A 12,294-nucleotide genomic window follows, 5' to 3' on the forward strand; every position below is an offset into this window, starting at 1 on the left:
TCAATTCCATGATCGCACGCCAAAACACCAGCACTTTGGCGGATCATGCGCGAGACAATAACCTTTGGGAGGGACGTGCGTATGCTCGGATTGATGCAAGACTGGCCTTTGCTTTGCCACCGGATTATCGAACACGCGGCGCAGTATCACGGTACGCAAGAGGTCGTCACGCGGTCGGTCGAAGGGCCCATTCATCGCACCAATTACGCCGAAATTCGCGATCGTGCGCTGAAAGTCTCGCAGCGCCTCGACCGCGACGGCATCAAGCTCGGCGACCGCGTCGCCACCATCGCATGGAACACCTGGCGCCACCTTGAAGCCTGGTACGGCATCATGGGCATCGGCGCGATCTGCCATACCGTCAACCCGCGGCTGTTCCCCGACCAGATCGCCTGGATCATCAACCATGCGCAAGACCGCGTGGTGATGACCGATCTCACCTTCATTCCGATCCTGGAAAAGATCGCCGACAACCTGCCGAGCGTCGAACGCTATATCGTGTTCACCGACAAGGCCCACATGCCGCAGACCACGCTGAAGAACGCGGTCGCCTATGAGGACTGGATCGCGGAAGCCGACGGCAAGTTCGAGTGGAAGACCTTCGACGAGAATACCGCAGCCGCGATGTGCTACACCTCGGGTACCACGGGCGATCCAAAAGGCGTGTTGTATTCGCACCGCTCCAACGTGCTGCACGGGTTGATGGCCAACAATGTCGACGCGCTCGGCACCAGCGCCGCCGAGACAATGCTGCCGGTGGTGCCGTTGTTCCACGCCAACAGCTGGGGCATCGCGTTCTCCGCGCCCTCGATGGGCACCAAACTCGTGATGCCGGGCGCCAAGCTCGACGGTGCTTCAGTTTATGAGCTTCTCGACACCGAGAAGGTCACGCACACCGCCGGCGTGCCGACGGTGTGGCTGATGCTGCTCAATCACATGGCCGCCGGAAACCTGAAGCTGCCCCACCTGAAGAGCGTGGTGTGCGGCGGCTCGGCGATGCCGCGCTCGATGATCAAGTCCTTCGTCGACATGGGCATTCGCGTGCGCCACGCCTGGGGCATGACCGAGATGAGCCCGATCGGCACCGTGGCGGCGCAGAAGCCGCCGTTTGCCGAACTCGCCGGCGAGGAGCGGCTCGATATCCTGCAGACCCAAGGTTATCCGCCGTTCGGCGTGCAGATGAAGATCACCGACGATGCCAACAAGGAGTTGCCGTGGGACGGCAAGACCTTTGGCCGGCTCAAGGTCGCAGGACCTGCGGTCGCGAAGGCCTACTTCAAGGTCGATAGCGAGATTCTCGACGAGCACGGCTATTTCGACACCGGCGACGTCGCGACCATCGACCAGCACGGCTACATGCGGATCACCGATCGCTCCAAGGACGTTATCAAGTCTGGCGGCGAGTGGATTTCATCGATCGATCTGGAGAACCTCGCGGTCGGCCATCCCGCGGTGGCGGAGGCCGCCGTGATCGGCATCTATCATCCCAAATGGGACGAGCGCCCGCTCCTGATCGTGCAACTGAAGGCCGGCCAGCAGGCAAGCCGCGAGGACATCCTGAAATTCATGGATGGCAAGATCGCGAAATGGTGGATGCCGGACGACGTGGCTTTCGTCGAGGGCATTCCGCACACTGCGACCGGCAAGATCCTGAAGACCGCGCTGCGCGACCAGTTCAAGAGCTACCGTTTCCCGAACGCTGCGGCCTAAAACATTGGTGCACCTCTCCCGCTTGCGGGGGAGGTCGACGCGCGAAGCGCGGCGGGTGGGGGTCTATCCACCTGGAAAGCTCGTCGTGTGGATAGACCCCCACCCCGCCCTCCCCCGCAAGCGGGAGAGGGAGCGCAGTTCCTTCGCGGCTGCCTATTCGACCTAATCTTATCCCACCCTATCCTCGGAGGGGCGCATTCGACCGGATGCGCCCCGACCGGCCCAGGGACCCACCCAAGACACGCCAGATCGACGACCACATCGCCCGCAGGCTGCGGGCTGTGTCCTGCACGGCGGCAACGACGGCCGCGTCCCGCTCGTGGTGAGCGATCCTGCCGTAAGCGGCGATATCGGGGCTGCCGTCCGGATGGCGCAGCGCACCTTCAACAGCCCTTACGTGACCGTGCAGCTTCTTCTCCCAAGACATAGCGACCGCTCCTTCATTGACTGCGACCACTATTATTACGTTTCCAACGTGATATAATCGGCTAGTATTTATATTCACTCGTGAAACAAATTCATGAATATCAATGCAGCCTCGGCCGAGATGAATGGGTTCGTGCGGGTGGTCGAGCGGGGCAGCTTTGCGGCCGCGGCAGACGATCTCGGCCTGACCCCCTCTGCCTTGTCCAAGCTGGTCACGCGCATCGAAGACCGGCTGGGTGTGCGCCTGTTGACCAGGACCACGCGCAGGCTCGCCCTGACTGCCGAGGGCGATCTGTTTCTGGCCCGGAGCCGGGACATCCTCGCATCGATCGAAGCCGCCGAAGCCGAGGTAACGGCGGCAAGCCGGCTGCCACGTGGTCATTTGCGGATCAGCGTCGGGACAGCCCTCGCCAAACAGATACTCGGGCCCGCCCTTCCTGTTTTCCTTAGCCATTATCCAGACATCAGCGTCGAGCTTCATGTTTCGGACCACCAGGTCGATCTGGTTGCCGAGCAAGTCGATGTCGCCATCCGCTCCGGCGCACTCGGCGATTCAACCCTCATGGCGCGCAAGCTCGGTGACGCGACAAGGGTCGTTTGCGCCAGTCCGCTCTATTTGAAGCAACACGGATCGCCGCGCGTGCCGGCCGATCTGCTGCAGCATAATTGCCTGACGCTACCCGGGCCGGCGTGGTCGCAATGGCCCTTCCACACCCATGAAGGCATCAATCGCCTCGCCGTGTCAGGCACATTTACCAGCGACAGTGCCGACCTGCTGCTCGATATGGCGGTAGCCGGGCTCGGCATCGCCAGGTTGGCGGATTTCATGGTCGCGCGGGCGATACAGCAAGGCACCCTCGTTCCGCTGCTCGGAGACAGCCACATCCCCGAGACGTTTCCGATCCACGCGCTGACGGTCCCGGGCCGCCACCGCGCTCCGCGCATCAAGGCCTTTATCGACTTTGTGGCCACGCAGTTCGGGCGCCCGGCATGATGCGCCATGACGCTCCTTGCACCACCATTTGGACTGATTTTCCGGCGCAAGCTGCTTTCCACAGGTGCGGAAAATGCGCTAGTTCAGGGCGCCGGGTCTCCAGTATTGCGACCGGAACGGCAGCTGAATTCATGATGGAAGTTTGAGGATGGCCCGCAGGTTTTCCGCTCCCTACCAGACGGAGCCCGTGTCCAGCCTCGCCACATGGGCGCGCAACCTCGCACTGTTCTCACTGATTGCGGTGGTGGTCTCGATCATGATCGTCCGCTTCGGCTTCCTCGAGATGAAGCCGGCGCTGGCGACGTTCTTCGGCGCGCTGGCCTTGGCCGGCCTTTCCATCCTGGTCGGCCTGGCCGCGTTTGCCGCGATCTGGCAGAACGGTTCGCGCGGCATGGGCCGCATCCTGCTGGCGCTATTGCTCGACGCCGCCATCCTCGCCTACCCCGCCTATCTGGCCCTGCAATACCGCAAGTTGCCGCGGATCTACGACATCACCACCGATTCGATCGACCCACCGCGGTTCGAGGCGTTGGCGCGGCTGCGCGCCGGCGAAGGCACCAATCCGGCCGTCTATGCCGGGCTCTATTCAGCCGAGCAGCAGGCGATCGCCTACCCTGATATCGAGACCGTGGAGCTGGAGGTCCCGCCGCAGCGCGCCTACGAGATCACGCTCGCGCTGATCAACAAGCGCAAATGGCGCGTGGTCGACGAACGCCCGCCGCAGGCGCGCCGCGAAGGACGCATCGAGGCGATCGCGCAAACGATGATCATGGGATTTCGCGAAGACGTCTCGATCCGGATCAAGGCCGACGGCGAGGATTCCCGCGTCGATATCCGCTCCGCATCGCGCTATTTCGACAGCGACCTCGGCAGCAACGCCTCACGCATCACCAAGCTGATCGCGGACATCAACACCGTGGCCGACACCAAGCCGGCCGCGAAGAAACCGGCGGCGCCGGCGAAGGTGCAGGCCAAGACGGTGAAGAAACAGTAGCTCGCTGGCCGCGCTCCCTCGCCCCCGTGCGTGCGATGGGCGCAGAACGGGTCTCCGAGATTATCCCCTAACCGGACATGACGCAGTCAGATTCTCGTGCGGGAATGCACCTTGCCAAGGTGATCGCCATCGGCTTGCAGCCCGGCGTAAATTCATCTCCCAGGTTCAGGCGCCTGACATTGTTTCCGCCGTGACCTCCCAACCGGCATCTATGCCACCGGGAAGCATCTGCCCGCGATCCTCACCAACCTCTGCGTCGATCAACCGATTGAGCTTCTCGTTCATGGCGACAACGAGTTCCCGGTGTTGCTTGCTATTCATCGCGAGATTGTTCATTTCGTAAGGATCGGCTCTCACATCGAACAGCTCTACGTCGTTCATCAGGTAAAGGTCTTCGAAAGTCGTGGGGCGGTTGTGTTGCTTCGGCGAAAAATAGCGCGTGAATTGGTACCGCCCATCGAACACCGACCGTACCGCGCCACGCTTCATCATGTCGGGGCGGATGCCCGCACTTTTGAGATCGCTCGATTTGCCTCCCTGTTGCATGTAGGTAACGGCTTTGTTGAGAAAATCCCCGTCGAGGTAAGCGAACATGTTGTAGTTGAAGAGCGCGCCGTCGCGAACGGCCGTGAACTCGGCGCGCTGAGGAGCCGCGAGGAGTCCGGACAAGTCCTTTCCGGGAAGGTCTTTGACAATCCTGGCCCGTTTGTCCGGTGCGACCGCACTAAGCCCTATCAGCGTCGGCGCGATATCCACGTGCGACGTGACGGCCCGACACTGCTGCCCGCCGGCGTGCGCGGGGTGAGCGATGATCAACGGTACGTTGTTTTGCTCGCGGTACGAGACTGCACCCTTGGCGTGAAGTTGATGCGCGCCGTCCATGTCGCCATGATCGGCGGTCAGGATCACGATCGTCTTGTCGGCAAGACCCGAGGCGTCCAACGCGGCGAGAACGGTCTCGATGTTGCGATCCACATCGCGCATGCAATTCAGATAATAGTTGTGGCGCCGGCGCCAGCGAGCATCCTCGTTCGGGATGTGGCCGACCAGCGCGTCGTGGGCCCTCAGGAAATCACGATGCGCCGGAGGGCGGCCCGGCGCGTCAAGTGCCTGAAAGTGGCTCGCCGGGAGCTTGAAGTCCCACTGCTTGGCATAGAGCGGATCGACCGGGTCGCGCGCGACGCGCTTGATGCCGCTTTTTGTCTGGACAACCGTGCCGGGGGCATCGGTGTTGTAGTACATTACATCATGCGGGTTGACGAGGTTGACGGCGAGAAACCAAGGCTTGTTTTCCTGTGAGAGATCGCGTGCCTTGCCGCGCAGCCAGTTGACGCCCATTGCAGCGATGATCGCGTCGTGCAGGTATCCGCCCCGCGTGTGTGCGATGATGTCGCCCACGCCGAAATAATCGGCGAAACCGTACGCCTCCATCTCCTCCGTGAAAATCTTGGTCAGATGGCCATGTTCGTTGACCGTCTCAAATTCCCTGGTCAGATGCCACTTGCCCTTGTAGGCCGTGTAGTAGCCGGCGTCGCGCATCATATCGCCAAGGGTCGGAATCTCGGTCGACATGCTCTCGATCCAGGGGAAATTCGTGTTGTCGAACATTTTCGTGTGCTGGATGTGCCGCCCGGTATAGAGCACCGAGCGGGAAGGCGTGCACACGCATGAACCGATGCGGTGATTGACGAACGTTGTGCCTCGTTTCATCAATCGTTCGTGTGCAGGCAACCGATAACCCGCCGGGAGTTCTCCTGGCCGGAACAATCGCTCCTGGTCGACCAGGAGGAACAGGATGTTGTAGGGCTGCGCGCTCTCGCGGGCTGCCTTGGTCGAGCCAACGGCCGCGTGGACTTGCCCGCTCGTATCGGCCGCGGCGCCGAGTCCCAGAGCCACCGCACCCATTCCAGCCGTGCGCAGGAAGCCTCGACGCGAGTCAGCCGGGCCCTGCGGATGATCGTTACTCATGTCCTCTCCTTTTCTTGGTCAGGAGGCTTGCGGTAGAGTTGATCTTCAGTCGGTCGATCTTGCCCATTGAACTTGAAGGGAGCGCGGTCTTGGGCCGCCTAGCAAAGTCCAGGCACACGCAAGTTGTTCGCCAAGATCGTTCAATTTACCGCGCGGCAGCAATCGGAATGAGGTGCCTGGCCCCACCTGGACGGAGCACTCACCAGTCTGGCGCAAGGATCGAGCGGTAGCTATGCAAAAAGCAGCCAAGCCTGCGGCATCATGTCCGTAGTTGGGCACTTTCCGGACATGGCGAGATGTCCGACTTGAGTCTGTTATGCACAGCAAAGCGGACGTCGCCGGCCCACCAAGAAACCGGCCAGCCGGCCAAGGCGCAAGCCAACCCTAGTGTCCTAAATGCAAGATGATAGAGTGTCGTAATTCGCAGTATGACCGGTGAGGACACCATGGGATGGTTTGACCGGCTGTTTGGAAGAACCCCGGGGCCTACTAGCCAACTCTTTGCCAGATTCAGAAAGAAATCACGGGCACCAACTGATCCTGATCTTCTGAAGATTGCCAAAGACCGAAAAGGGCATGTTTCACGGAGAGCTGTGAGAGATGAGTATAATCGGCTGCTCTTGGAGAAGTACTCGCACGATAAGGATTGATTTCTAGTTCCATCTAGTGGCGCAAGCTTTTGTAAGCCCGCCTCAGCGGGCAGCCCCTATCTTGACGTCGCTTGCTAGCCCGTAGCAGGAAATGACGAGATGTCCGACTTGAGTCTGTTATGCGCAGCAAAGCGGACGTCGCCAGCCAAGGCGCGGGCCAAGACAGTGAAGAAGTGAGGCACTACCGTCATTCCGGGGCGACACGAAGTGTCGAACCACAGATGCGCAATTGCGCATCGGGGAATCTCGAGATTCCGGGTTCGTGCTTCGCACGCCCCGGAATGACGGACGGATGGATGGCCCTACGAAGAAGCCATCCGATAGGTCCCGCCGATCACGGGATCGCCGTCGGTCGCCACGATGCCGCGCGACACCAGATCTTCCAGGTGCGCCAGCACCGAATAGCCGGCTGCACCGCTCAGCCGCGGATCGAGGCCGATATAGATCGCGCGCACCATGGTCGGGATGTCGGTCTCGCCCTTGACAAGGCGATGCAGGATCGAGGCTTCGCGCGCGCGGCGGTGCCGGGTCAGGAAACGCACAAAGCGCGGGCCTTCCGGAATTTCCGGCCCATGGCCTGAGAAATACAGATCCTCAGGGCGGCTTTCCAGCCGCGCCAGCGAATCCATGTAGTCGATCATCGAGCCATCCGGCGGGGCCACGATCGAGGTCGACCAGCCCATCACGTGGTCGCCGACGAAACTGATCTTTCGCTCGGGCCAGGCGAACGCCAGATGATTGGCGGTGTGGCCGGGGGTCGCCACCGCTTCCAGCGCCCAGCCGGAGCCTTCGATGGTGTCACCGTCCTTGACCTCGATGTCCGGCCGGAAGTTGCGATCGGCCCCCGATTCCGGATTGTGCTTCTCGCTCTCGAAGCGCGGCCGCGAGGCGCGGTGCGGTCCCTCGGCGTAGACAGGCGCGCCGGTCGCGGCCTTGATCCGCGCGGTGTTCGGCGAATGGTCGTTGTGGGTATGGGTGACCAGGATATGTGTCACGGTTTCGCCGCGCACGGCGTCCAGCAGCGCGTTCGCGTGCGCCTCGTTGTTTGGCCCGGGATCGATGATCGCGACCTTGCCCTTGCCCACGATGTAACTGACCGTGCCGGTGAAGGTGAAGGGGCTCGGATTGTTGCAGAGCACCCGACGTACGCCGGGCCGGGCTTCGTCGACGACGCCCGGCAGGAGCGGAAAGTCGCGGTTGAACGGGATGGTTTCGTTGTCGGTTTCGGCCATGGGAGTTCCTGCACGCTGTCACCAAGCTACAGTCGTCATACCCCGCGAAGGCGGGGTATCCAGTAAACGCCGGCGTTCGAGACTAAACGGGAGGTCTCTGGGATACTGGATCGTCCGCCCCCCGTGCGCAATTGCGCACTCGGGCGGACGATGACAGCTAAGTTTGACGCCACCTCGGGTGCCCTGTCCAAGGCCTTACGAAAACGCCTGGATGCCCGTGATCGCGCGGCCCAAAATCAGGGCGTGGACGTCGTGGGCGCCTTCATAGGTGTTGACGGTTTCCAGGTTCGAAGAGTGACGCATCACGTGATATTCGATCTGGATGCCGTTGCCGCCGTGCATGTCGCGGGCGACGCGGGCGATGTCGAGCGCCTTGCCGCAATTGTTGCGCTTGACGATCGAGATCATCTCCGGCGCCACCTTGCCTTCGTCCATCAGACGGCCGACGCGCAACGAGGCCTGCAGGCCCAGCGAGATCTCGGTCTGCATGTCGGCGAGCTTCTTCTGCACCAGCTGGGTTGCCGCCAGCGGCCGGCCAAACTGCTTGCGCTCGAGCGTGTATTGCCGCGCGCGCGCCATGCAGTCTTCGGCGGCGCCCATCACGCCCCAGGAGATGCCGTAGCGGGCGCGGTTGAGGCAGCCGAACGGCCCCTTCAGGCCGGATACGTTGGGCAACAGCGCGCTCTCCGGCACCACCACGCCGTCCATCACGATCTCGCCGGTGATCGAGGCGCGCAATGAAAGCTTGCCGCCAATTTTCGGCGCCGACAGGCCCTTCATGCCTTTTTCCAGGATAAAGCCGCGGATCTGGTTGTCATGCGCGGCCGATTTCGCCCAGACGACAAAGACGTCGGCGATCGGCGCGTTGGAAATCCACATCTTGCTGCCGGTCAGCCGGTAGCCGTCGGAGACCTTCTCGGCGCGCGTCTTCATGCCGCCGGGATCGGAGCCGGCATCCGGCTCGGTCAGGCCGAAGCAGCCGACCCATTCGCCGGTCGCGAGCTTGGGCAGATATTTCTTGCGCTGGCTGTCGTCGCCGTAGGCGTAGATCGGGTGCATCACCAGCGAGGACTGCACGGAGTTCATCGAGCGATAGCCGGAATCGACGCGCTCGATTTCGCGCGCCACCAGGCCATAGGCGACATAGCTTGCACTGGCGCAGCCATATTCTTCCGGCAGCGTGATGCCGATCAGGCCGAGTTCGCCCATCTCGTTGAAGATCTCGCGATCGGTCTTTTCCTCGAGATAGGCCTTGGTGACGCGCGGCAGCAGCTTGTCCTGCGCATAGGCACGCGCGGTGTCGCGGATCATGCGTTCGTCTTCGGTAAGCTGCTCGTCGAGCAGGAACGGATCGTCCCACTGGAAACCCGCGGATGTCGGTTTGTCCTTGGACTGAGGGCGCACGCTCATAAAAATCCCTTTCGCATCACTGTCCTCATTGGAATTGGCGGCCAAATTAGTGCGCTATCGTCCGAAGCGCAATTGAATTGGGCATCGCCGTCATTCCCCGATGCGCAATTGCGCATCTGGGGGCGCGCGGCAGCGCGCCCCGGAATGACGACTGGAGTTACCCCTCGAGCCGTTCGTTGGAGACGATCTCGATCCCGAAACCGGACAGTCCCTTGTAGTCGTGGACCGACGACGTCAGATGCCGGATCGAAGTGATGCCGAGATCGCGCAATATTTGCGCACCGACGCCGACTTCACGCCATTGCCGGTTACGATCGGCCTCGGCGGATTTCTGTTCGCCGACCGGCTCGACCGGAACGCCGGCGGCGCCGTCGCGCAAATACACCAGCACGCCGCGGCCGGCCTGCTTGAAATGGTTCAGCACGATCTGCATGCGCGCCTGGCCGGTGAACAGATCCTTGACGATGTTGGGCTTGTGCAGCCGCGTCAGCACGTTCTTGCCGTCGCCGATGCCGTTATAGACGAAGGCGGCGTGCGCGATCTCATCGAACGGCGAACGGTAGGCGTAGCCCTGCAGCGGCCCGATCGGGCTATCCGTCGTAAAGGTCGCGACCCGCTCGATCAGCTTCTCGCGCGCCTGACGGTAGGCGATCATGTCAGCGATCGTGACGTGCTTGAGCTTGTGGGTGGCGGCGAATTTTGCGACCTGCACGCCCTTCATCACGGTGCCGTCGTCGTTCATCAACTCGGAGATGACGCCGACCGGCGGCAGGCCGGAGAGCTTGCAGAGATCGACCGCGGCCTCGGTATGACCGGAACGCAGCAGCACGCCGCCGTCGCGGGCGATCAGCGGAAAGATATGACCGGGCCGGGCAAAATCACTGGCGCCGGCATTCGGGTTGGCCAGCGCCCGGCAGCAGGAGGCGCGCTCGTCCGCCGAAATCCCGGTGCCGCCATCGGGCTTGTAGTCGATCGAGACGGTGAAGGCGGTGGTGTGGTTGGAATCATTATGCGCGACCATCGGATCGAGCCGGAACCGGCGCGCGTCTTCCTGCGTGATCGGCGCGCAGACGATGCCCGAGGTATGGCGGATGATGAACGCCATTTTCTCGGCGGTGCAGAGCGAGGCCGCGACGATCAAATCGCCCTCACCCTCCCGGTCGTCATCATCGGTGACGACGACGAGTTCGCCGTTGGCAAAGGCTTGCAGAACTTCCTGGATCGTATCGGCCATTTTCTCAAATTCTCGCTTTGGACAGGGAGTGCATTAGCCGGACTCATGGGCCCGCGCCAGCATCAATACGCAGGGCAGAACGTCGCCTGCGACGTTTCGCTGTACGAAATCGGCATGCAGGAAACCATTGACCGGGTCCGGCTTCAATCGCCATGGTCGCACCCATAAAAACAAGAAGCACCATTCGGGGAGGAGACATATGCGTTTTCGGTTGAATTTCCACCTGATGGCATGGGCGGGGTTCGCCCTGATGGCAGGGGTCGCGGGCCTATCGCACCCCGCTCCCGCCGCTGGCGTACCAGCCGCTGAGAGCAGCCTGTAGCCCTACCAGTTCACCGCCGCCGCTGCTCGCGCCGTTTGGCGAAGCCTGCAGCAAGGAGGATGCAGAAGGCCCACCCCAGCAAGGGCACAGCTGCGGTGCGCGCAATGGCCCGGTATTGCTCTGCGAGGGCGCCTGCAACCGAGGGAGCGCGCGTCACGATGAGCGGCTCATCCAGTGTCTTGAGGCCGAGTTTCCTGGCCGCATCGCGCGCGATGATCTGCGCGCCGGATACGGCAACGCCCACGAGCCGGACATATTCACCGCCGGATTCGTTCCAGAATTGCGGATGCGAGGCGAGAACGCGTCCGGAATCCCTGACTTCGCCCGCGACCCAGACTTCAACGGGAAGCTCGGGTCTCCAGCCCTCGCCGACCAGCGGCGCAAGACGGCGGGTGCCGTAACCCTTGCTGCCGCGGCCGCCGCTCATGCGGGCCTCCCCTGCGAACTCGGTGGCAATGCGCCAGCGCGGCGCGGCGTAGCCGGCGACGCCGACACCTTCAGGAATATCGTCGACCAGACGCAGATTGACGGTGCGGCCCCACAACGGTGCATCCACGACAAAGGCCGGCGACACGCCCGTCAATGTCATGATCGCAACCGCAGGCATGCACAGGCCGGGCCGGGATCGCGTGACGCCTATAGCCAGCGGCAAACCGAGCAGGAACACCCCCATGATCCACGGCACAACCGGCGTGTATGCAACGACAAGCGTGCCGAGCGTCAGCTGAAACAGGATCGCAGCCGTTCCCGCCATCAGGCAACCGAACAGCGTGGACGACGCGGCCAGCGACGGGCCCGAACCGCGCGTCCTGTTTGATGACGAGAACGATATCCGCATGCTGATGGGCATTTCCGTGCTTCAATCCGGCTGGCGCATCGCCAAACCCAGGACGGCCCCGCACAGGGCGCCCGCCGCTCCGCCGACGCCCATGGTGCCAAGCGCGCGGGCCGCGTAAACGGTCTCGTGCGGCTTCAATGTCAGCAGCACCAGGAGCATCATGCTCAGCGCTCCCGCGGTGAAGCCGACGGCAGTCAGTCCCGGTACGCGCCTGCCTTGCCATCCCGCGGACGAATAGGCCGCGACCGGCAGGGCGATCAGTGTGGTCGGCGCCGCGAGTAGCGCGCCGAACGAAATACCGGCGAGAGCGAGGAACCTCAGAAAGTCGGGAAACGGAAAATCGATTCCGTCGATCAGATACATCGGCACGACCAGCATCAGTGCTCCCGCCAGGCCGCCGAGCGGAGCGAGCAGCAATCCGATGGCGAGCGCCTTGGCTGCATCGCTCCCGCCCGTCCGCGCGAAAGGCCGAGCCTTCCGGGCCGGCGCTTCACGATCGGACCGGATCATTTCGAC

9 protein-coding genes are annotated in these 12,294 nt (G+C 62.5%); 3 read left to right on the forward strand and 6 right to left on the reverse strand.

Features of this window, described 5'->3' with window-relative positions:
* The first annotated feature begins 81 nt into the window (after window positions 1-81).
* The 3 genes from JQ600_RS22175 (at window position 82) to JQ600_RS22185 (ending at window position 4,124) form a co-directional block, all read left to right on the forward strand.
* Window positions 82-1,710, forward strand: coding sequence for a fatty-acid--CoA ligase (locus JQ600_RS22175; RefSeq protein ID WP_212385870.1), 1,629 nt, complete (start codon window positions 82-84; stop codon window positions 1,708-1,710).
* Window positions 1,711-2,230: 520 nt separating this feature from the next.
* Window positions 2,231-3,130, forward strand: a complete 900-nt coding sequence (locus JQ600_RS22180; RefSeq protein ID WP_249133411.1) for a LysR family transcriptional regulator — start codon at window positions 2,231-2,233, stop codon at window positions 3,128-3,130.
* Window positions 3,131-3,278: 148 nt separating this feature from the next.
* Complete coding sequence (locus tag JQ600_RS22185; protein WP_212269685.1) at window positions 3,279-4,124, forward strand: DUF1499 domain-containing protein; 846 nt, start codon at window positions 3,279-3,281, stop codon at window positions 4,122-4,124.
* A gap of 165 nt (window positions 4,125-4,289) precedes the next feature.
* Here the strand turns inward: JQ600_RS22185 and JQ600_RS22190 are convergent, their stop codons facing one another.
* The 6 genes from JQ600_RS22190 to JQ600_RS22215 all read right to left on the reverse strand — a co-directional run bounded on the left by JQ600_RS22190 (window position 4,290) and on the right by JQ600_RS22215 (window position 12,288).
* Window positions 4,290-6,092: a sulfatase-like hydrolase/transferase gene (locus tag JQ600_RS22190; RefSeq protein WP_212269686.1), complete on the reverse strand. Its 1,803-nt coding sequence runs from the start codon at window positions 6,090-6,092 to the stop codon at window positions 4,290-4,292.
* Between the two features lie 952 nt (window positions 6,093-7,044).
* Entirely contained in the window at window positions 7,045-7,974 is a 930-nt protein-coding gene (locus JQ600_RS22195; RefSeq protein WP_212385869.1) for an MBL fold metallo-hydrolase, read from the reverse strand.
* A gap of 195 nt (window positions 7,975-8,169) precedes the next feature.
* Entirely contained in the window at window positions 8,170-9,384 is a 1,215-nt protein-coding gene (locus tag JQ600_RS22200; RefSeq protein ID WP_212269688.1) for an acyl-CoA dehydrogenase, read from the reverse strand.
* A gap of 157 nt (window positions 9,385-9,541) precedes the next feature.
* Window positions 9,542-10,618 carry a 3,4-dihydroxy-2-butanone-4-phosphate synthase gene (gene ribB / locus JQ600_RS22205; protein WP_212035364.1) on the reverse strand — a complete coding sequence of 359 codons (1,077 nt, stop codon included), beginning with the start codon at window positions 10,616-10,618 and terminating at the stop codon, window positions 9,542-9,544.
* A gap of 332 nt (window positions 10,619-10,950) precedes the next feature.
* Window positions 10,951-11,790 (reverse strand): hypothetical protein, encoded by an 840-nt coding sequence (locus JQ600_RS22210; RefSeq protein WP_212385868.1) that lies wholly within the window; start codon window positions 11,788-11,790, stop codon window positions 10,951-10,953.
* A gap of 9 nt (window positions 11,791-11,799) precedes the next feature.
* A complete protein-coding gene (locus tag JQ600_RS22215) occupies window positions 11,800-12,288 on the reverse strand; it encodes a hypothetical protein (RefSeq protein ID WP_212269690.1) in 489 nt (162 codons plus the stop codon).
* Window positions 12,289-12,294 lie beyond the last annotated feature (6 nt).

Origin of the sequence: Bradyrhizobium sp. AUGA SZCCT0176, from assembly GCF_018130145.1 — a bacterium.
Classification (GTDB): Bacteria; Pseudomonadota; Alphaproteobacteria; order Rhizobiales; family Xanthobacteraceae; genus Bradyrhizobium.

What these genes read in the sequence shown, in the direction of transcription:
- JQ600_RS22175 (WP_212385870.1), top strand. Translation starts at nt 82, where the DNA reads ATGCTCGGATTGATGCAAGACTGGCCTTTGCTTTGCCACCGGATTATC.
- JQ600_RS22180 (WP_249133411.1), top strand. Translation starts at nt 2,231, where the DNA reads ATGAATATCAATGCAGCCTCGGCCGAGATGAATGGGTTCGTGCGGGTG.
- JQ600_RS22215 (WP_212269690.1), bottom strand. Translation starts at nt 12,288, where the DNA reads ATGATCCGGTCCGATCGTGAAGCGCCGGCCCGGAAGGCTCGGCCTTTC.
- JQ600_RS22190 (WP_212269686.1), bottom strand. Translation starts at nt 6,092, where the DNA reads ATGAGTAACGATCATCCGCAGGGCCCGGCTGACTCGCGTCGAGGCTTC.
- JQ600_RS22195 (WP_212385869.1), bottom strand. Translation starts at nt 7,974, where the DNA reads ATGGCCGAAACCGACAACGAAACCATCCCGTTCAACCGCGACTTTCCG.
- ribB (WP_212035364.1), bottom strand. Translation starts at nt 10,618, where the DNA reads ATGGCCGATACGATCCAGGAAGTTCTGCAAGCCTTTGCCAACGGCGAA.
- JQ600_RS22185 (WP_212269685.1), top strand. Translation starts at nt 3,279, where the DNA reads ATGGCCCGCAGGTTTTCCGCTCCCTACCAGACGGAGCCCGTGTCCAGC.
- JQ600_RS22200 (WP_212269688.1), bottom strand. Translation starts at nt 9,384, where the DNA reads ATGAGCGTGCGCCCTCAGTCCAAGGACAAACCGACATCCGCGGGTTTC.
- JQ600_RS22210 (WP_212385868.1), bottom strand. Translation starts at nt 11,790, where the DNA reads ATGCCCATCAGCATGCGGATATCGTTCTCGTCATCAAACAGGACGCGC.